The sequence below is a fragment of the Streptomyces sp. NPDC006872 genome, from assembly GCF_040635845.1.
Lineage (GTDB): Bacteria > Actinomycetota > Actinomycetes > Streptomycetales > Streptomycetaceae > Streptomyces.
Window position 1 is genome coordinate 965,302 of sequence record NZ_JBEYIL010000001.1, and the last position, 19,819, is coordinate 985,120.

The following is a 19,819-nucleotide window of genomic DNA, read 5'->3' on the forward strand; positions in this document are numbered from 1 at the left end:
TCTGCGGTGAGTTGACTCTCTCGAGGATGGGCACGCAACGCAGCGATCGGGGTTGCCCCCCGATGGTCAGTGGGCGCCGGCAGCGGACCAGCTTCCGTCACCGTGGAAGGCCGAGTCCTCCTGGCTGGGCCAGGCGAGCGTCACACCGACTCGCTGGCACAAGGTGATCCACCGCCGTTCGGACGGTTCCCGTTCGACCCACAGAACTGCCGACACGGTAGGGGCACGGTCGCTGAGCTGATCTTGGTAGTCGAGGACCTGACCAAGCCCCACACGAAGCTGGCGGGCTTCGTTAGCGAGTGTCAACGACTTGACCTCACAGACAGTCAGCCGGCCTTCCGCATCTCGCCAGGCCAGGTCGAAGTCAGGATCGGATACGTCAGGGGATAGCGCAGTGAAGCCCCGACTCTGCGCTTGCACCGCGAGCTCGTTCTGCAGCCTTCGGTGCGTCGACAGGTTTCGTCCCACCAGATCTGGATCAGGTGCACTCGGCGCTGCGGGCGTGGGTATGACGGCTTCGTCCGGAGCTACGTAGGCCTGGCCGATCTCGACCTCCGGTGCGTTGATGGTGGCTCGCACAGGTACAAGGTGGAAGCGAATGACCTTGCGGAGGGCGCCACCTCCAGAGGCTGGCGCCTCGTCTTCCGAGTAGGGCTGCCCAGCGTCCAGCGCCCATTCTCCGAGGTACCGCACCGTTCCGCGGGCGCCATCGAAGAGGCGCAACCGTTTGCCGGTCTCGCGGTGCTCAAGGATCGCCTTGTTACCTCGAACCATCCTCTGGTCACCGGTCTGTCCTTCGCCGGTGTAGTGGAACGTGCCGTCCTCGTTCCAGGTGTCGAAGTAGCCGTGCTGGTGGCCCGAGCTAGCTGCGGTGAAGATAAGGATGTTGTTCGATGTACCTGACGGGCTGATCCCGTTCTGAGAGCTTCCTCCGTAGTACGCGTGCAGTTCGACACGGCGGATCTCGTCACCTGGGTTGAGGTCCCAGTCCGGATCTTCTCCCTTTGCTGCTTCGAGGGCCTCGCGGATCGCCGCCCACTGAGAGTGGTCCAGCCGATGAGGGTTCCGACCTCCTGGCATCGTGAGGATGGTGGCGTCAGACATCCGGGCGTCGGCGGCGAGTTGGCTTTTGGGAATGCGCCGGTCTAGCCAATGGTCGACCTCCAGTGGCACGTAGTCTCGCTCTCCCGGGTCGGTCAGCCAGTAAGCACTGTCAGGCCTACCGTGCGCAGCTTCGCCAGTGAAGTGACCGTGAGCAATGATGCCGGCGTTTGTGCCTGACATCCACAAGACGAACTGATCGTTGGCTGCAACGTCCCGTGTGTGTTGAGAGATCGTCCACGAGGTGAGCTCGTTTCCTTCATCACGGAAGCGCGGAAGGTCGAAGACACCCTTCGGGTTACAGGTCAAAAGCCACGCAGCCACAGGCCCCCCAGAGCTCCGGAACAGACAAGTGGGAGCACTCTAAGGCAGGGGTCTGACACTGCCCAGCCACAACTGACCAGCTGCGGCCGTGACCTGTGGCCGCCTTCTCGATCAACGCTCTGACCTGCTGCCGAGCTGTCGGCGCCTGGCGACGTTGGTCACCATTGAGCGCCCTTTCACGGCCTGAGGACGGCCCGGGAGGGCGCTCGTTCGTGAGCACCGCATTGGGGTCCCAACAGCTAGCACCAACAGCCATGCCCGCCCTGGGTAGCTGGTGCGTGAACGGTATGCCGGACGCCGCTGGCACCCGCCCTCGTTGATGTCAGTGGTAGATGTCACCAGCGGTGCAACTGTGATGCGGGCAGTGCCTCTGAAGTGTCTGGCACGTTGGCCCGCGGCCACTAACCGGGGTGCTATGCGCACGAGAGTCCGTAACCGTGGAGCCCAGCCGACCTCGTCTTGAAGGCTTCAGCCGGCAGCTCTGTCAGTGCTGTGCTCTACCCTCCGAGACATGACGAGCCGACGTCCCGCTACAACACAGCAGCAGCCTCCAGCGTGTTGGGGGTGGCGTGTGACTCCCTTGATGCGAGAGAAGGTGACTTGGTACTCATCAGACTCCTTCACGACTGACCTTGTCGCGAGAGCCGAGATGGCAGAGATGCTTCTTCTGGAATGGCACAATCGGCGATGCGCGATTTGTGGGCGGCTAGTGAGTAATCGTGGGGTGAATAGAATTGACCGATTGCTCACTGATCACGATCACGCCACTGGTCTCGTCCGCGGCCTTCTCTGCAAGGGTTGCAACACAACTGAGGGACGTCTTTTGATTCGGAGTCTTCGCTATGTTGGGTACCGTCAGCGCCATCCAACGAAGATTCTCGGCCTGACAATTCCGTACCGATCGACGTGGATGCGGAGTGGCGCCGCGCACGACGGGGCTGAGACCCTTTCTACTCGTCATCGAACTGCGGTAGCAGCCCTATTGGAAGCACAGCAGTCTGGTGGCACGGTTCCTACAGAGGTGCTTGAAGAGATAGTGGATGTCTCGGCAACGGCGATCCGGATGCTACGAGCCCGAGGCGCTTAGGTCGGGTGTAATCGTTCCTGCAGCAGTAGGCAGGGAAGCTGAGGCGGGTCGGCGCAGTCACCTGAATCCCCGCGGTAGGTGGAGTCAGAACCGCAGATTTGAACCCGTGCCGTCTTCGTCCCGAAGCAACTTGAGCGAGGGCTTTGCCTTGGGCTGGTGTGGCCCTTACCTGCGCTGATGGTCCGCAGACGTCCGCGCTCGTCCGCCGTTGTTCGTCGGCGTTGTCACGCAGTTAGACACTCACCTGGTGCGGGCCCCCGGGGCGGGACCAGCGCGCGTCAACTCAGTTCTCCGGGTGCAGGCATAAAACGTCCAGTGTGGCAGATCATCCGCGGGGCCCCAGGCCAGAGTGGGGTGGGGGTGGTCACCCGTGGGTGCTGACTGTCAGCGTTGGTCGGCTTCGGACGGCCCAGGGACAGCCCGGAGGTTCACACCGACACCATCACCAGACGTCTAGCGAAGTTCGAACAAACATGCGACCCTAGCTGCGTTCCAAAAATTCTCCCTCACGTGAGGTACGATTCTTGGAACCAACCACAAGGAAGTGGAGGGCGCCTTGAGCGTGTCCTACTTCGGGTCCGACGCTGGCCGCAGGCTGGCGGATCTGGATCTGACCGCAGAAGACCTGCAGTTCGCTCTCGCTGCTGCGGTCGCAGATGTACGTACGTGCACGGAGTTCGACGCGCCCGGCATGCCGGGCTACATGTTCTGGTCGCGCTGCAATCGCTACCTGCGAGAGCGCCTTGCGCCTGCGGGCTGGACTCCCGCCAGCCGAAATCACATCCTTCGCGCCGTCCACCCCGACGGCCGGTTTGCCATCACGGCCACGAGCGGATCCGGAGGCGTCGGGGTGCCTGACGCTTTCGTCAGCACAAAGAACCCCAAAGGGCCCGCAACGGCCAAACTCGTAGAGCGCAATGGGCAGTTGTCTCTTTTCGGGGCAGAAGCGCTTGAGCCTCGCAGCGACTTGGACGACATATGGACCTGGTACCTTCTCTACAAGAATGATCAGTCGGGACTTTCGGCAGAGCTGTCACACCCCGTGAAGATGAACGGGGGCTACGTGGACACCTGGGATGAGCGGATCTTCTTCCAGATGCCGCCGATGGAAGGGCCCGGCTTCGATCTGTCGAAGCTTGACGACCCCGGTGACGACGAGGGGCCTGACGTGATGGTTGAATTCACGGGATAGCAGGCTGGGTTGCAGATGGGAGCTGAGGAGAGTGTTCACGCCGTCCAGGTTGGTGCTGGCGCGCAAGCGTAGGCGCATGACGCTGGCTAGCCTCGCACGGGCATCCGGAATCTCGGTCAGAAGCCTAACGGCATTCGAGAACGGACATAAGACGCCCTCGCCGGAATCGCTCTTCTCGCTCGCCTCTGCACTCCGCGTGCCTGAGTCGTTTCTGAATGCAGAGCCCATAGATGATCTGCAACCTGACGCTGTGAGCTTCCGTGCACCATCAAAGATGAGCGCCCTTGACCGCGATGCAGCATTGAGTTGTGGATCCGTAGCCACGCTGCTAAACGGCTGGCTGGAGGAGCGCTTCAGGCTGCCCAGGCCAGACGTCCCGACATTTCCTCACCTAACCCCGGAAGAAGCCGCTGAACAACTTCGCGCCCGCTGGGGACTAGGGGAGGCCCCCATCCCCAACCTAATCCATCTCTTGGAATCGCGCGGAGTTCGAGTCTTTTCTCTACCCTCAGACTGCCGGGATGTAGACGCCTTTTCTACGGTACACAAGGGAACTCCCTACATCTTCCTTAATACGCAGAAGAGTGGTGAGCGCGGACGTTTCGACGCAGCCCATGAGCTTGGCCATCTAATCCTGCACGCAGAGCACAGGATTCCTCACGGGATTGAATCTGAACAGGAAGCCCAACGGTTCGCATCGAGTTTCCTCATGCCACGAGCGGGCATTCTTGCACAGGTCCTTGTAAACGCCTCTACGGATCGCATTCTCAGCGCCAAGAGGAAGTGGGGCGTTGCGGCCATGGCGTTGACTTATCGCCTGCATGAAATGAACCTACTGACAGATTGGGCATATCGGACGGTTGCCAAGCAGCTCTCCCAGATGGGCTACAGGCGGTCGGAGCCTGGAGGGATCAACCGAGAATCTTCGCAGCTCTTGGCAAAGGCGTTTGAGGCGCTTCGACCTCAAGGCGTCACTGTGAAGGAAATCGCTGAAGCAATCGACGTTTTCCCAGACGAGCTGAATGACTACGTTTTTGGATTGGTTCCCGTAGCGCTGGAGGGCGGGCGAGAATTCGTGGCCTCCGGTCGGCCAGGGCTTCGTTTGCTGAAGTAGACGATCAGGCTCGGCCGGCATCTGCTAGATTCCCCCGGGGCGTGCATCCAGAGTGCGTTTCGTCCTTGCGCGCGACAAAAACGAAGGTCTGCGGAGCGGCTTTGGGCTGGAGCTGCTTTGGGGCGAGTGATCATGGCCCCGTAAGCTCAAGGCGAGTCGGGCAGTCTGTGGACCTGCCCGTAAAGCACGACGTTGGGGCCATGATCTTAGAGGCTCGCCCCAAAGTGGCTGCCTAAAGCCGTGGAGCCGACCGCCCCAGCCACAGAGGGTGTCTCCCCCTGCATGCCCGCAGCCGCCGAGCGCGCCGCCGGGCGCGGCCAGCCGGGGCGCAGACAGGAGGCAGGCCGCGCCGCAGAGGCGGCGCGCGCCCGCGCCGTGCGCGGGCCTTGATCCAGTAGAGAAAGTTTGAATCATGTCGGGCTGTTGTTGATCATCTAGGCTCTCGGGCCCGGTCTCGGGTGAGTCGTGGTGTACAACCCTGGGTATGGGGAGTGAGCGGCAGCAGCGCATGAAGGCGCTCGGGGCACGCCTTCGGGGACTTCGTGCAGAAGCCGGGCTGACGGGTGCTGTGTTGGCTCAGCGGGCTGACGTGGGGCAACCGACCGTGTCCAAGGTCGAGAACGGGCGCATGGTCCCCAGTGCTGACGTACTGGGCCGCTTGTCCCGCGCTCTCGGCCTCGATGAGTCGACCACCCGCGAGGTGCGTGACCTCCTGGTCGCCGTGGAAGCTGCGCCGGACACCGTCGAAGTACCCGACGACGAGCTGCCGGCGGGGACGACTCTCAACGAAGCGGTCCGGTCCGCTCGGTTGGTGCGCTCGTTTCAGTGCGTCGCCTTGCCGGCCATGCTTCAGAGCGCGGAGTACGCCCGGCACGTCTTCGAGAGCGCGCCCAGCACGACCCCTGAGGCCGTCGGCCGTGCTGTCGCCGCCCGCGTGGAGCGGCAGAGCCTCTTGTACGAGCCGGGGCGGGAGTCGGTGTTCGTGCTGACGGAGGCCGTGTTGAGGACCTGGCCGGGGAACCCTGCGCTGATGCTTGCCCAGTTCGACCGGCTGCTGGCCGTCGACAGTCTGAGCACCGTGCGCATCGGGGTCATTCCGTGGCGGCGGCGGGTGCCGGTCATGCCTCGGCACGGGTTCACCTTGTGCGACCGGCGGGCGGTCGTCGTCGAGTCCTTCCGGGGCGAGCGGGTCCTGGACGACTCCGCCGAGGTCACGGCGTACGAGGAGACCTTCGCCCGCTTCGAAGAAGCTGCGATCTTCGGGATCGAGTTGCGGGAGATGCTGTTCCGCGTGATGCGGGAGTTCCAGGAGTTGGAGGACTCCACCACTCGTTAGAGGAATAATTCCTCAAGATGCCTGGCCCATGAGTTACGCATGGGAATACTCTGCTCGCTATGCCGTCTAGCCCCCTAGACGAGGAGGAGTGTTCCCATGCTCAAAAGTTGGTGCCGCATGTTTCCCGGCCTGGCCTGGCAGGTGGCGGAGGCCCGTCACTTCGTCCGCGCCCTGCTGGAGGACGAGGGCTCGGACCTGGTCGACGACGCCGTCCTGGTCGTCGGCGAGCTGGCGGCCAATGCCATCCGGCACTCGCGGAGCGGCTGGTATCGCGGGTGGTTTCTCGTGGTCGTCGGTTTCGGCGATGACCTGGTGCGCATTCAGGTGATCGACCAGGGCGGCGACGACGAACCTCAGGTCCGTAGTGTGCGCAGTCCGGTGGAAGAAGGCGGACGCGGGCTGATGATGATCGCGGCCTGTGCCAAGGACTGGGGCGTACAGGACCGGCCCGCTGGTGGGCGCTGCGTCTGGGCCGACCTGGCGCGGGTGAGTGCGTGATGGGGTCCCACCTGGCGGTGGCGCGCGGTCGCCTTGTGGACAGTGGAGGGTGAGCCCCCGGGGTGTGCCTCGGCGCAGAGCCAGGTTCTATGTGATCGGAGTTCGTTCCGGGCGGCGTCTCCCGCCCATACCGTCTAGGGCCCTAGACTCCTGGGTACTTCTAGGAGGTGTGGTCATGTCGGACGAGTTGCAGCGGATCACGGCGATCAATGATCCGTATCTGCTCCTGCGGGAGGTCACGACTCGGTTGGCCGATGCGCAGCAAGAGGTGACCGAACTCGCCCGGCTCCGACGGCGCGTCGTTCAGGACCTTCATGCGCAAGGGCTTTCGTACGCGCAGATCGCCGAGAAGGCCGGCCTGAGCCGCGGGCGAATCCACCAGATCCGCCACACCGGACCGGCGCCCGAAGGTGCCTTCCTCGGACGGGGTGCGGTCACCGTCGCGACCCCGCTGCGACGGGACGACGAACGCGGGCGCACGGTCGTTGCCGTGGACGACGTCAGTTCCGGCAAGCGGCTGGAAGACCTCGCGCGGTCCTACGGGCTCGACGTCACCTCGGAACACGTGCCGGTGAGCGGGGACCTCGACCTCAACCGTGACGGCCTGGTCGTCGTCTGCGGCCCGCGCATGTCCCAGCAGATGTGGGACACCTACGGGCAGGATCCCGTACTGCACTGGGAGCAGGCGGAAGACGGACCGTGGACGGTCGTCGACCGGCGAACCGGCACCGTCTACCGATCGGGACAGGACAGCGATCCCGCCCGCTCCTACGACGTCGGCTACGTCGGCAGGCTGCCGCGCCCCGACGGCAACGGCTCACTGCTCGCCATCGCCGGCATCCATACGCAGGGCTCCCTCGGCGTCGTGCAGCTGCTCGCCTCCGACCTCAATGCGCTCTGGGGACAGGTGGGCGACCATCGTTTCTCCACGCTGGTCGGCGTCGAGTACGACCCGGAGACCAGTGAGCCGCAGTCCGTCGAGCTGCTCACCCCCCTCTACCGGCACGACGAGGAGACGTCGGCGTGAGGGTCGCCCTCGCCTCGCTGCCCGCTGTACCGGGCCGGGAGAACGAGGACTTCGCCGCCGCCGCGCCTGGAGCTGCCGTGCTCTTGGACGGCGCGGGAGTCGCCGGGGCGGAAACCGGGTGCACGCATGGCGTCGCCTGGTTTTCCGCCACGCTGGGCGGGCTGCTGCTGAGCACCATCACAGCGCACCCCGCCCGGCTGATGGCCGACTGCCTGGCAGACGCGATCACGGCCGTCCGTTCTCTGCACGAGGACTGTTGTGACCTGACGTATCGGGCCAGTCCGACCAGTACGGTCGTCGCCGTCCGGGCCGGTGCGAGAGCTCTGGAGTACCTCGTACTCGGGGACTCGTCCCTTCTCCTGGAGAGGAACGAGGGAGAGGCGACCGTCTTCACTGACCGGCGCTTGGACGACATCGGTAAGCGGCTTCGCGGGGCGGTCGACGCTTTGCCCACCGGTTCGCCGGAACACGCAACCGCCCTGGCCGAGTACCGCGACGCCCTCACGGGCCACCGCAATCGGACGGGCGGCTTCTGGATCGCCGGGCCTGACCCGAGAGCAGCCGAACACGCCCTGACCGGGGCGGTACGGCTGGAGTCGCTGGGATCCGTAACACTGCTGAGCGACGGTGCCACGCGACTCGTCGATCGTTTCGAACTCACCACCTGGCGAGAGACGTTGGCCGTCCTTGGCTCGTCTGGGCCCGATGAGCTGATCCGCCGCGTGCGCGAAGCTGAGGCTGACGACCCCGAAGGCTATCGCTGGCCACGTGGCAAGGCCCAGGATGACGCCACTGTCCTCCACTGGCTGCTTCCGTAGAACGTTGCAACCGCCCGGCACTGTCATGGACTTGAATCACAGTTCACCGGGATCAACCCCTCAGTCAGCCGGCGGACCGTCGTTGGTAAGCCGAACTGATTCCATAGACCAGGATGCCCCCTAGCACCCACCCCACAGTCATTAGGAAAGTAACCACCCAACTAATGTGGCCTTGGGGGATCCACAGAGCTCGCTGCCCGAGAGTAACTACGGGGAGCAACAGGTCGAGAGTGTAAAGAGCTGGTTGCAGGTGATCTCTAGCGTCGTTTGCGTCGTTGTTGTATGCCGACAATAGAGATGAGCTCGGTTTGAGGCCGTCGCGCCAAATTGAGAAGTAGACGCAACCGAAAATTTCCAGCAGGAGTACAGTATAGAGTACTCGCGCCGGATGATATCCGTAGCCCACAGTAAGGCGCAGCAGCCATGACCAGGCTTTCTCGACAAGGCGCGGTCGCGGCCTTCTTTTCTGCCCAGCGTAGAGAACGTCACGAGCAAAATCATCACGTCCGGCCGCCTTATATACGGAGGCAAGTTGTTGATATGGCTGTGCGGAATAGCCGTCTTTCAAATGCAGCCAATCGATCCGCGATTCGAGTTTAGGGGAATTGAAATTCGACAGCGATCCATAGGTAAATCCATCTAGCAGAGTAGCGTTCTTTGGCCAGAAGTTCGGGTCATCGTTCAGGAATGCGACTTTGGCTTGCCGCAGGTCGATGCGACCGGAAACGGGGGTGCCCGACTTGAGGGTAAGCGTGCCGCCAACATTCGTTCCTTCAAGAATGAGAGCTACGCCTTCATTTCCGCGACTCAAGTTCGGTTTGATGATTTTTAGGTTGGAGGCGATGGTTGCAGCTCGCATGCAGAGCGACCCTTCGATTAGCATGTCCTTTTCAAATTCGACATCTCGGGCAGCCGTCACGCTGTCCAGAATCAAGGCTTCCTCTTCCGGCGCGTAAATCTTCCCGCCCACGGTGAGAGGTCCGCCAATAGTGGCACCAGACAAGTCAACTCTGCCGTGGGCTAGGAAATTTCCTTGGAGCAGTAGGCTGGTGCGCGCGGTGAGCTGACGAGCAGAGATCGCCACTCGGCCAGGATTTTCAAAAGAGCCACCAGACCAGATCGCTTGGCCGCCGATCTCTGTGGCAGTCAGCGCCACGAGGCCAGACGCATTGAAGCCATCATTGAGTAGGAGGTCACGAGTGATCTTTGCGCCTTGGGCATTGAGTGCCTCCTTGTTGGGGCGGGGGTGCGTGATCGATCCGCCCTGGCAGTTGAGGGTTCCGTTGATCACCGCATCCGCCAAGGAGACGGTTCCCTCGGCTCTAAATCCGTTTCTGTTTGCATCGTGGTCAGACGGTTCAGTGCCCAGAACAACGTTGCGGACCTGGATTCCAGTAGCGTCAATTGCGGTGTCAGATCGGTGGAGGAACTGACCTCCCTTGGCCAGCAGATTCCCATTAATGGTGGCCCCGGCCAGCATGACCAGGCCTTCGACAGTGAACCCATCTTCGCAGTACATATTCTGTTTCACTGTGACCCGGGCCAGGTCCAATGCTGGTTCTCTGCCAGGATGATGAATCATTGCGCGATTGAATGTTAGAGATCCTCCGATCACCGAGCCAGTGAGGTCTACTGAGCCGTCAACTGAGAAGCCTTGATCGAAGTAAGCGTCCGCCCGAGTTTCCAGTTCGAGCCCTCGCAGGGCGCAACCTCCATGGCATTTGAGCGTGGCTTGCCGCATGGTGAGTTGGCCGCCGATCAGCGCCCCCGCGAGGTTGACGGTACCGGTGACAGTGATCCCTTTGAGGGTCATGTAAGAACCGACAGTGATTGCGTTCAAACCTAGAGAGCTGGCGTGCGTCTGATTCGACCCGGTAATAACAGACCGCTTCAGATCCAACTGCCCATCGATGCGGGCACCTGTCAAGTTAACGAAGGAGCAGGTGGTGTCGACAAGGTTAAAATTGTTCGTAGTGTGGAGCTGACCTGCGTTGATTCCAGCTAGGCAGCAAGAGTCCAGATAGACAGCAGGGGCGACTGCCTGCTCCAGATTGATGATTTCGGAGGAATGGCAGCTGGTCAATTCTAGAGTGCCATTGAGATTGCAGGCCTCTAGGTCTAGTTTTCCTGCGATCTTGGCACCCTTCAGGCGGAGTCGAACGATTTGTGATGCGAGCTTTGGGTCCGTGAGCAGGTGGCGTACCACGGCCGCCCGAATGGTTCGCTCGGGCCCCCATCCTTCACCGGAACATGGGTCTCCATTCCCGAACGATGTTTGCTTTCCCGTCAATGCGTCTCTGTAAAGTTGAAGTTCGGGCTCGTTCCACTGGTACGGGTCACCTGGTAGATCTCCGCTCGACATCAGCTCACCTCGGGTGTTTATTTCCTGTCCGCATAGCGATTCCAGGAGATAATTCGACATATTTTCGTTAAGTGAATGGGTGATTTATTGCCGTGTCTGGGGCTGTGAATTCGGTCCGCGCGCCTACACAATTGAAGCTTTGGGTAGCGGTGATGTCGACGTTTCGGTGGGCTAGGTGCTCTGTGCGTCGGAGGAATTAGATGCAGCAGAAATCGGCCCTTCAGTCCCGTGCCTGTGGTGGCTGCACCCTCTCGCAGGCGGGCTCGACCGCCCCACGGCCCCGCCAGAGTTCTGCCGGGGCGCGAAAGCGGCTGGCTTGCGCTGGTCAGCCTCGTGGAGATGCACAGGCTGAATCGGCTACTTCTCGTCGAAGACGAGGTCTTCGGGCGGGTGGGTCAGTCGTACCGTGTTGCCGTTGGTGACCTCGACGATGGTGTCGAGTCCGGTCCACTGTCCGGTGGAGAGGATGAACAGTCGGTCGTCCCGCTGCTCGATGTAGCTGCGGAAGCCGTTGAGAGAGGCGTCACCATCGTTGAGCTGGAGGTAGTCCACTAGGCGGCGGAACAGCTTGGGCAGCAGTACCGCTGTGTCGGTCAACGTAGACATTCCATCAACTTTTGCCCCAGTCCCGGTTTGGTCCTTCGGCCATAGACCTTCGTCGGCCTCTCGGGCCTTCTGGGCCGCTGCCGTTAGCTCATCACGCAGGTCGACGAAGAGCTTCCGGTAGAAGGTGGGGTATGCCAGACCCTGGGTGAGCTGATGGTGGTTGGCTGTTTGGCGCAGATGGTCGGTGGTGACGTTGATGAGCGTGCCGCTGTTCCCTGGAGCGTCACCGCCGCGGCCGGCGAGCGCTACGCAGCGCCCGTGGACGTCAGCACTGCGGGTCAGGATGTAGCCGGGCATGGCTTCGGGGCTGCTGCTCGTAACGATGCCGTTGGCGTTGCGCTGCACCCTGTCGAAACCCAGCCATGAGAGCAACTCATTGGCGGCCTTCCCGGCGAAAGGGGCGGGCTGGTGCAGCTCGTGACCCCCGGGCGGGCGATAGTGGGTCTCCAGCGTGTCGATCCCGTCAAGTCGGAGTTGGGCACCGCCATTGCGGTTGCGCCGTACCCGCCGCCCGCCCAGCAGGTCCCACTCATCGGGAGTGTGGGCGTAGAAGCGGACGGAGTCTCCGTCGGGACTTGCCCCGACGATCTTGTAGGTGCCCTTGATCAGCAGCATTGGCATGGCGGCTCTCCTCGGTGGTCCCGTGCTGACCTCACCGTGGCCCGCCTAACGTTGCCCTGCACGACCACAGATCCAGATGGGTGCGAAAGCCATGCAATCGGTGTACAGGTTCAGTGCCAGTTGCTGAGAAGCCGTTGTTAGTAGATACGGGGGAGCGTCAGTCCTTCTGGGGCATAGCGTGCGTAGTCCACGACGCCACAGGGCCACGGCTGCGCCCGAGGGGCACGATGACAGCGCATCGGCGTGCCGTAGCCCATCTCCGTTTACCCCCCTAGACAGTTGACGGAGCGTCGGTCTAACGTAGTCGTCAACCCCCCTAGACAGTTAGGGCGGGCCCCTCCCTGCGTTGTCTAGGGGGGTATCCAGACCTAAGTGACGCGGACTGAACGCGTCGCCGACCAAGTGAGGTTCAAGAAATGCGTGTCATCCCCGTAGACGTCTCGGCCGCGACGCTGCTCGTCACCAAGCTGCCTGAGATCAAGGTGAAGGACCGTCAGACCGGTGAGGTCGCCGTGGACCCGGTGACCAACCAGCGGCTCATGGTGCTGGAGCTGGTGTTCATCGCGGCGGGCGGTTCGGACATGATCAAGGTGACCGTCCCCGAGCCGGGCATCGGTGAGGGCCTGGTGATGGGTGCTCCGGTCATCATGTCCGGCCTCATCGCCCGGCCCTGGGAGAGCGAGTTCGGTGGGCGTATGCGTCATGGCATCGCCTACCGGGCGGACGCGGTCATGGTCAACGCGCCGGCGCCGGTGCAGGGCTGATCGCCATGACCGACACCCTCTGGGCGCTGGTGCTATGCCTGCTGGCCGTGGCCGCGCTGCTGGTTCTCCGTCGTCGTCTGCCGGTGGCGTTCTGGTGGCTCGTGGGCTATCCGTTCGTGGCGCTGCGCGTGCTCACCACATACCGGGCCACGATGGACGCCTGTGGCCTGACGGTTCCGGCATCGGCCGTCCGTCGGGCCACGGCCCGGGTGATCGGGCGGGAGGCGGCACCCGTACCGCCTCGCCGGTCGTTTCCGCTGCCGACCGGGTCCGGTCTCGTGATGCGGCTGCGCATGGCGACCGGGCAGGCTCCGGAGGACTTCATCGCGTCGGCTGACCGGCTGCGGCATGCCTGGGCCGCGCACGCCGTGCACATCCGGCCGACCAAGCCGGGCTGGCTCGAACTGCGGCTGATCGGCTGGGACGTGCTTGCCGACGTGAGGCCCGCCAGGCGGCGGCAGAGGAGCGGCCCGCTCACCCTGCCCATGGCGCTTCGCGATGACGGGCGGTGGCACGTGCGGGACTTCCGCGCCGTGCCTCATGAACTCATCCTCGGCGCAACGCAGTCCGGCAAGTCCGTGTACCTGCGGAACCTGCTGTGCGGCCTGGCCCGGCAACGGGTCGTCCTCGTCGGGATCGACTGCAAGTGGGGCGTCGAACTCGCGCCGTTCGCACCCCGGTTGTCGGCACTCGCTGACACCTCCGACCGTGCCAACGAGCTCCTCGACGTCCTGCTGGAAGAGATGGAGGCACGGTTCCGGCTCATCGGTCTCCGGTCCGGGGCGGGTGCGGATGCCGTCCTCACCTCGGACGTGTGGGGGCTGCCGGACGCGGTGCGGCCGGTGCCGGTCGTGGTCGTCGTAGACGAGGTCGCGGAACTCTTCCTCGCCGCAAGCCGGGACGACGAGAAGCGACGCGACGCGATGGTCACCAAGCTCATCCGTATCGCCCAGCTCGGCCGCGCGGCCGGCATCTACCTCGAAGTGTGCGGGCAGCGCTTCGGCTCCGAACTCGGCAAGGGCGCGACCATGCTCCGCGCCCAGCTCACCGGCCGCATCTGCCACCGCGTCAACGACGAGTCCTCGGCGAACATGGCGCTCGCCGACATCTCCCCAGAAGCGGCGCTCGCTGCCACCTCCATCCCGGCCGAACGGCCCGGCGTCGCGATCGTCGGCGACTCCTCCGGCGGCTGGTCCCGCGCCCGCTCACCCCACCTCACCCTCGACGAAGCGGCGGCCATCTGCCGCGCAACCTCCGCCCTCGTGCCGGAACTGCCCCGCCTCGACTCCTTCCGGCCCATCGTCGCCGTCGAGTCCGCAGGGTCTGCCTCTCCCGCCGCTGCCGCACCCACCGCCCGCCCGGTGACCGAGTAGCCGCACCCCTTCCCCACGGTCGGCGTGACCGTCTCGCGCCAAGTCCCTACCCCTCCCATGCCTCGAACCGGAAGGAAGCCGAGCCGATGCGTGCCCAACTGGCCCGTGTGGACGCCGTGATCGTCCAGGCCGTCATCGCGGGTGCCCTGTCCTTCTCGCACCTGCACGACCTTGCTGAGGCGGCTGGACAGGGCGGCTGGAAGGCGTGGGCCTATCCCATCAGCGTCGACCTGCTGTTGGTCGCCGCATGGCGTCGGATGCGGGAAGCGCAGCGCGCCGGACAACCCGCTGGGGGACCGAGGTTGTGGTTCCTGGTTGCCCTTGCTGCCTCCCTCGGCGCGAACGTTGCGACCGCAGGGCTCCTCGACCTGGACGACGTTCCCGCGTCGCTCCGCGTCGTGGTGGCCGGCTGGCCCGCCGTCGCCTTCTTCGGCGGAACGCTCCTTGCGCACTCGCCCCGCACGCCAGAGGCACCTACGGAGACGGAGACGCCCACCGCCCCGGTCGCCGTCGAGGAGCCACAGCGTGACGCGCTCCCGGAACCGTCCACCGACCCGGAACCCACTACCGAACCGATTACCGCCCCCGCCCCGGCGCCCACTGTTCCCGCCGTCTCCCTGCCGCCCGTCCTCGTCGACCGTGTCCGGGCCCTGGCCGAGGAACACCGGACCGCCACCGGCCAACCGGCCGACCCCGACACCGTCCGATCCCGGCTCGGCCTGCCCGCGTCCATGACGCCCTCCGTCGCCGCCCACCTCTGAAAGGAGACGCACGCGATGCGCCCCGCCATCCGCTCCGCCCTGGAGTACGCCGCAGAACTGACCCGCCGCAATCGGCTCGTCGAAGCCGTCGCCGTTGCGCAAGCCGCGTTCCACCAGGCCACCGACGACGAATTCCCCGAGATCAGGCAGTGGCTCACCGACCACGCCCACGACTTCACCGGAGAGGACGCACCCCGATGACCAACCCCAGGTTCCGCAACGTCCGACGCATTGGCCCCGTCCAGGTCGCCTCCTTCATCGCCCGCGGCCGTAACCGACACCTTGCCGCCTGCACGGCTCCGCGCTGCGACTTCTCCGCCGAGTACGACAGCCGCGCCGCCGCCGAACTCGCCGCCCGCACCCATCGCTGCAAGGCCTGAGAAGGAGATCAACGCCATGACCGTCCCGCTCTGGTTCGCCGTGCTCGTCGTCGCCTTCCTCGGCATCCAGCTCGCCCGCCCGCCGTGGTGGCTGGTCGCGCTGCTGCTCCTGGGCGGCTACCTCATCGCTCACAGCGTCCTCGCCCCCGCCGTCGCCACGCTCCTCGACTGACCGCAGAAGGGACCGCCCTCGTGTTCACCCCGAAGTACCCGCCGCAGGACACCGCTCCGATGCACACCACCACGACCCCGACCGCCTACAACCCGGTGCACTACGTCTCGGCCCCCGCCCCGGTTCCGTCCGCCCCGGTCTCCCACCGGCCGGCCGTTCAGCTCACCCCCGGGAGCACGCTCGCCCTCGTCGCCGGTGGCAGCGCCGCCGTCCTGGTCGTCGGCGCGGTCCTGGTCTCCATGCTCCTCGCGGTCGCCATCACCGCCACCTCCGTGGCCGTCTGCGCGGTCGTCATCCGCTCCATGCTCAAGAGCCGCTGACCTCTCCCGTTCCGCCGGCCTCGGCTTGCCCACACTGTCTAGCCCCCTCGACAAGGCAGGCCGGGGCCTCCGTCCCAAACTCCCGCCCCTCCGAGGAGGAACCCGCACATGCGCCCCGAGGCTCCCGCCGGAGCCATCCGCCAACTGGCAGCACTCGCCCAGTACGGCGACCTGAGCACCTACGCACACCAGATCCAGCGTCTCGGCGGCTGCGAGCGGCCCGTACGGATGGAGGGGCACCGCCTCGACGTCCACGCCGCAACCGGCGAGATCGTCCGTGAGCTCCTCGACCGCGGCCTTCCGGCCGGACAGCTCCTCATCCGCTGCAACAACCGCCGGGCCACCCGGTGCGCCGCATGCGCCGAGGTCTACCGCAAGGACACTTTCCACCTCGTCACGGCCGGCCTGAGCGGCGGCAAGGGCATTGGTCCGGACGTCGCTGGACACCCCCGCGTCTTCGCCACCTTCACCGCCCCGTCCTTCGGTCCCGTCCACAACAGGCCCGGCGGCGGTCGCTGCCGCTGCGGACGCAGCCACCCGGACGACGACCCCGCCCTCGGCACGCCCTTGGACCCGGAGCGCTACGACTACCGGGCGGCCGTTCTCTGGAACGCGCACGCCGGTGCTCTCTGGGCTCGGTTCACCACCTACCTGCGTCAACAGCTCGCCTCCCGAGCAGGCATCGGCCGATCGGCGCTGCGCGACTGCCTCAAGGTGTCGTACGCCAAGGTCGCCGAGTATCAGCGGCGTGGGGCCGTCCACTTTCACGCTGTGATCCGGCTGGACGGTCCGGACGGTGCCGAGGAAGCCCCTCCCGCCTGGGCCACGACAGAGCTCCTCAGCGACGCGATCCGCTCGGCGGCCCGGCTCGCTGAGGCATCCGGGCCGGTCCTCGACGGTCGCGCGTTCGCCTTCTGCTTCGGTGAACAGCTCGATATCCGCCCCATCCGCTCGGCCGACTTCACCGGACCCACCGACCTGACCAGCCGGGCCGTCGCCGCATACATCGCCAAGTACGCCACCAAAGGTGCGGAGAGCGCGACGGGCACCCTCGACCGCCCGATCCGCAACCCCGTCATCGACCTCATCGGCACCGACGTCACCGACCACGCCCGGCAGATGATCCTCACGTGCTGGCACCTGGGCGCACGCCCCGAACTCGAAGCCCTGCGCCTGCGCAAGTGGGCTCACATGCTCGGGTTCCGTGGCCACTTCTCCACCAAGTCACGCGCCTACTCGGTCACCCTCGGAGCCCTCCGCCAGGAACGGGCCGACCACAACGAAACGCTCACCCGCGAACGCGCGGCCCAGGCCGGCCACCCCCTCCCGGACCCGGACACCGTCCTTGTCCTCTCTCACTGGCGCTTCGCCGGTACCGGGCTGACCGCCGCCGAATCCTGGCTTGCCACTTCACGGCGGCCCGCCTCCGACACGACGGAAGGAGACACGTCGTGGACCGCCGACGAGACGAACTGATGACCGTCCCGCAGATCCTCGCCGAGCTGGGCGGAGTCTCCCGCCGCACTTTCTATCGCTGGCGCGAACTGGGGCAGGCTCCGGAAGCGATCAAGCTTCCGAACGGTGAACTCCGTTTCTGGCGCAGTGACTTCACCTCGTGGCTCCACGGACTCGGGGAGGCGGCGTGAAGTCCTACGACGTGCGGATCTGGAGTATTCGCAAGAGGCCGACAAAGAAGGCTTCGTATGAGGTGCGCTGGAAGGTCGCCAGCACACTCCCATTCTCCGAGACCTTCCGAACCAAGGCACTTGCCGACAACTTCCGCGCGCAACTGCTCAGGGCCGTTCAGAACGGGGAGGCATTCGACTCGGAAACCGGTCTGCCGGACTCGATGGCAACGGTCAAACCGTCCCTCACTTGGTACGACTTCGCCCGGGCGTACATCGCCATGAAGTGGCCGCACGCGGCGCCGAACTCCCGAGACAGCGCCAACGAGACGATGACGCTCGTCACGACGCAACTGCTCGACGACCGGCCGGGCCGGCCGACTGATGATGTGCTTCGACGTGCCCTGCGTGGCTGGGCCTTCGTCGTCCAGGGCGCAATCGAGGAACCCCCGCCCGTCGACATCGCCAATGCCCTCCACTGGGTGGCCAAAGCGTCGCTGCCGCTGGCGACACTCAAGAACCCTGCGGACATCCGGCGCGTCCTCGACTCCCTCAAGCTCACGCTGTCCGGGGCCACGGCTGCCGCCGAGACCGTACGGCGCAAGCGGGCCGTCCTCTTCAACGCGCTCGCCTATGCCGTCGAGCTGGGGGAGCTCCCCGAGAACCCGGTCACGCTCGTGAAGTGGAAGCCGCCCAAGGTGACCAAGGAAGTGGACCGCCGAGTCGTCGTGAACCCTCGCCAGGCCGGGGAGCTCCTGGCTGCGGTCTCGTACGTGGGCGGCTACAGCCGGGCTCGCGGACGTCGTCTCGTCGCGCTGTTCGCTTGCATGTACTTCGGTGGTCTGCGTCCGGCCGAAGCGGTGGCGCTGCGCCGCCAGGACTGCACGCTGCCGGACAGCGGATGGGGCTCGCTGATCCTGGAGAAGAGCCGGCCCACCGTCGGTAAGCGCTGGACCGGTACCGGCGCCGTTCACGACGACCGCGGCTTGAAAAACCGACCGGCGAACGAGACGCGCATCGTCCCTGTCCCACCCCGCCTGGTGGGGATGCTCCATGCGCACATTGCAGAGTTCGGCACAGCCAAGGACGGCCGGCTGTTCGCCAACGAACGCGGGGGAGTGGTCGCCTCGACGACGTACTGGCGCGTCTGGGACGAGGCACGGCACCTGGCGCTCACGCCCGAACAGGCGGCCTCGCCGCTGGCGGCTAGACCGTACGACCTGCGGCACGCGGCGCTGTCGTCCTGGCTCAATGCTGGCGTTGACCCCACCGAGGTTGCGGAGCGGGCGGGCAACAGCGTCGAGGTGCTGCTGAGCCGGTATGCGAAGTGCCTCGACGGTCGGCAGGACGTCGCCAACCGCCGGATCGCCGAACTCCTTGGGGAGGACGGCGGCCAGGAGGACAAGCACGGCGACGGGCCCTGATCCCGACACACCTCCGACACGCGCACCTGCGGCATGATGGCCCCTGGACTTCGGTCCAGGGGTCTCGTCGTTTCCCGGGGTCTACCTGCGGTTTTCTGCCCTGCGGCCTGGCCGCGAATAGGCCGCGTACTCCGACATACGGTCGCTCCGAGCGGCACACGGCTGCACATACGCCAAGACCCCGTCCTCAGCGAAAGCGCTGGTGGCGGGGTCTTTGGGCACCTAATCCAAGGTGCCCCCGGCAGGATTCGAACCTGCGCACACGGCTCCGGAGGCCGTTGCTCTATCCCCTGAGCTACGGGGGCGTATCGGCCGGGAGGGTGTTGCTCGCGGCGACGGGTAGAACACTACCAGCTCGTTCAGGGTGTTCATGAACGGGTTTCTGTGGGGTGGATGAGGGTGTGTGGGTCGCCCGCACGGGGTGGAAGTGGGGAAAACCCGGACGCGGTGGCCGGTCCCGACCTACTCTCGAGTTGTGTCAGGCGCGTCGGGCCGGGTGCTTGTTGTGGACGACAACAAGGTCATTCGGCAGCTGATCAGGGTCAATCTCGAGCTGGAGGGCCTCGAGGTCGTGACCGCGTCCGATGGTGCCGAGTGTCTGGATGTCGTTCATCAGGTGCGGCCCGATCTTGTGACCCTCGATGTCGTCATGCCCCGGCTGGACGGGCTGCGGACCGCCGCTCGGTTGCGTGCCGATCCGCGGACGCGTGATCTTCCCCTTGTCATCATCAGCGCCTGTACGCAGTACGAGGTCGAGGCCGGCCTCGACGTCGGCGTCGACGCTTTCCTTGCCAAGCCCTTCGAGCCCAACGAACTCATCTCTGTCGTCAGGACGTTGATGGAGAGAGCGGGAGCGAGAGGGAGTGAAGGGGAGAGGGGTGAAGGCGGGGAGGGGAGTGGGGGTGCGGCCGGGT

General features: G+C 65.0%; 20 protein-coding genes, 1 tRNA gene and 1 pseudogene. 18 read left to right on the forward strand and 4 right to left on the reverse strand.

Going from position 1 to position 19,819, the window contains the following annotated elements; genetic code table 11:
* Positions 1-66: 66 nt before the first annotated feature.
* Entirely contained in the window at positions 67-1,425 is a 1,359-nt protein-coding gene (locus ABZ725_RS04480; protein WP_358801246.1) for a hypothetical protein, read from the reverse strand.
* Between the two features lie 658 nt (positions 1,426-2,083).
* On the opposite strand from ABZ725_RS04480, the gene ABZ725_RS04485 reads away from it, so the two are divergent.
* The 7 genes from ABZ725_RS04485 (at position 2,084) to ABZ725_RS04515 (ending at position 8,497) form a co-directional block, all read left to right on the forward strand.
* A complete protein-coding gene (locus ABZ725_RS04485; RefSeq protein WP_358801380.1) occupies positions 2,084-2,512 on the forward strand; it encodes an endonuclease domain-containing protein in 429 nt (142 codons plus the stop codon).
* A 556-nt stretch (positions 2,513-3,068) separates the two neighbouring features.
* Positions 3,069-3,704 carry a hypothetical protein gene (locus ABZ725_RS04490; RefSeq protein WP_358801247.1) on the forward strand — a complete coding sequence of 212 codons (636 nt, stop codon included), beginning with the start codon at positions 3,069-3,071 and terminating at the stop codon, positions 3,702-3,704.
* Positions 3,705-3,756: 52 nt separating this feature from the next.
* Complete coding sequence (locus ABZ725_RS04495; protein WP_358801381.1) at positions 3,757-4,818, forward strand: XRE family transcriptional regulator; 1,062 nt, start codon at positions 3,757-3,759, stop codon at positions 4,816-4,818.
* A gap of 484 nt (positions 4,819-5,302) precedes the next feature.
* The gene (locus ABZ725_RS04500; protein WP_358801248.1) at positions 5,303-6,154 is read left to right on the forward strand and encodes a helix-turn-helix transcriptional regulator; all 852 of its coding nucleotides are present in this window, start codon (positions 5,303-5,305) and stop codon (positions 6,152-6,154) included.
* Between the two features lie 96 nt (positions 6,155-6,250).
* The gene (locus tag ABZ725_RS04505) at positions 6,251-6,652 is read left to right on the forward strand and encodes an ATP-binding protein (RefSeq protein WP_358801249.1); all 402 of its coding nucleotides are present in this window, start codon (positions 6,251-6,253) and stop codon (positions 6,650-6,652) included.
* A gap of 175 nt (positions 6,653-6,827) precedes the next feature.
* Positions 6,828-7,679: a sigma factor-like helix-turn-helix DNA-binding protein gene (locus tag ABZ725_RS04510; RefSeq protein ID WP_358801250.1), complete on the forward strand. Its 852-nt coding sequence runs from the start codon at positions 6,828-6,830 to the stop codon at positions 7,677-7,679.
* A complete protein-coding gene (locus tag ABZ725_RS04515; RefSeq protein WP_358801251.1) occupies positions 7,676-8,497 on the forward strand; it encodes an integrase in 822 nt (273 codons plus the stop codon). Before ABZ725_RS04510 ends, ABZ725_RS04515 begins: the two co-directional genes overlap by 4 nt.
* A 64-nt stretch (positions 8,498-8,561) precedes the next feature.
* On the opposite strand, the gene ABZ725_RS04520 is transcribed toward ABZ725_RS04515, so the two are convergent.
* Entirely contained in the window at positions 8,562-10,703 is a 2,142-nt protein-coding gene (locus ABZ725_RS04520) for a hypothetical protein (protein ID WP_358801252.1), read from the reverse strand.
* A 513-nt stretch (positions 10,704-11,216) separates the two neighbouring features.
* The gene (locus ABZ725_RS04525) at positions 11,217-12,086 is read right to left on the reverse strand and encodes a nuclease (protein WP_358801253.1); all 870 of its coding nucleotides are present in this window, start codon (positions 12,084-12,086) and stop codon (positions 11,217-11,219) included.
* Between the two features lie 416 nt (positions 12,087-12,502).
* Between ABZ725_RS04525 and ABZ725_RS04530 the strand changes: the two genes are divergently transcribed.
* From ABZ725_RS04530 to ABZ725_RS04575, 10 genes are all read left to right on the forward strand, one after another.
* A complete protein-coding gene (locus ABZ725_RS04530; RefSeq protein ID WP_358801254.1) occupies positions 12,503-12,850 on the forward strand; it encodes a hypothetical protein in 348 nt (115 codons plus the stop codon).
* Positions 12,851-12,855: 5 nt separating this feature from the next.
* Positions 12,856-14,223: an FtsK/SpoIIIE domain-containing protein gene (locus tag ABZ725_RS04535; RefSeq protein WP_358801255.1), complete on the forward strand. Its 1,368-nt coding sequence runs from the start codon at positions 12,856-12,858 to the stop codon at positions 14,221-14,223.
* Positions 14,224-14,309: 86 nt separating this feature from the next.
* Positions 14,310-14,984, forward strand: a complete 675-nt coding sequence (locus tag ABZ725_RS04540; RefSeq protein ID WP_358801256.1) for a DUF2637 domain-containing protein — start codon at positions 14,310-14,312, stop codon at positions 14,982-14,984.
* A gap of 15 nt (positions 14,985-14,999) precedes the next feature.
* Positions 15,000-15,185, forward strand: coding sequence for a hypothetical protein (locus tag ABZ725_RS04545; protein ID WP_358801257.1), 186 nt, complete (start codon positions 15,000-15,002; stop codon positions 15,183-15,185).
* Positions 15,182-15,364 (forward strand): mobile element transfer protein, encoded by a 183-nt coding sequence (locus ABZ725_RS04550; RefSeq protein ID WP_358801258.1) that lies wholly within the window; start codon positions 15,182-15,184, stop codon positions 15,362-15,364. Before ABZ725_RS04545 ends, ABZ725_RS04550 begins: the two co-directional genes overlap by 4 nt.
* Before the next feature lie 16 nt (positions 15,365-15,380).
* Positions 15,381-15,536: a hypothetical protein gene (locus ABZ725_RS04555; protein WP_358801259.1), complete on the forward strand. Its 156-nt coding sequence runs from the start codon at positions 15,381-15,383 to the stop codon at positions 15,534-15,536.
* A gap of 20 nt (positions 15,537-15,556) precedes the next feature.
* The gene (locus ABZ725_RS04560; RefSeq protein WP_358801260.1) at positions 15,557-15,856 is read left to right on the forward strand and encodes a SpdD protein; all 300 of its coding nucleotides are present in this window, start codon (positions 15,557-15,559) and stop codon (positions 15,854-15,856) included.
* 108 nt (positions 15,857-15,964) lie between these two features.
* Positions 15,965-17,332, forward strand: coding sequence for a replication initiator (locus ABZ725_RS04565; protein ID WP_358801261.1), 1,368 nt, complete (start codon positions 15,965-15,967; stop codon positions 17,330-17,332).
* Positions 17,332-17,502, forward strand: a complete 171-nt coding sequence (locus ABZ725_RS04570; RefSeq protein WP_041669189.1) for an excisionase — start codon at positions 17,332-17,334, stop codon at positions 17,500-17,502. Before ABZ725_RS04565 ends, ABZ725_RS04570 begins: the two co-directional genes overlap by 1 nt.
* Positions 17,499-18,905, forward strand: a complete 1,407-nt coding sequence (locus ABZ725_RS04575) for a tyrosine-type recombinase/integrase (protein ID WP_358801262.1) — start codon at positions 17,499-17,501, stop codon at positions 18,903-18,905. The genes ABZ725_RS04570 and ABZ725_RS04575 overlap by 4 nt, the downstream gene beginning before the upstream one ends.
* Positions 18,906-19,138: 233 nt before the next feature.
* Here the strand turns inward: ABZ725_RS04575 and ABZ725_RS04580 are convergent.
* Positions 19,139-19,210: transfer RNA gene (locus tag ABZ725_RS04580), tRNA-Arg, on the reverse strand.
* Positions 19,211-19,380: 170 nt separating this feature from the next.
* On the opposite strand from ABZ725_RS04580, the pseudogene ABZ725_RS04585 reads away from it, so the two are divergent.
* Positions 19,381-19,752 (forward strand): annotated as a pseudogene (locus ABZ725_RS04585) (response regulator); the annotation flags it as partial.
* Positions 19,753-19,819: the final 67 nt, after the last annotated feature.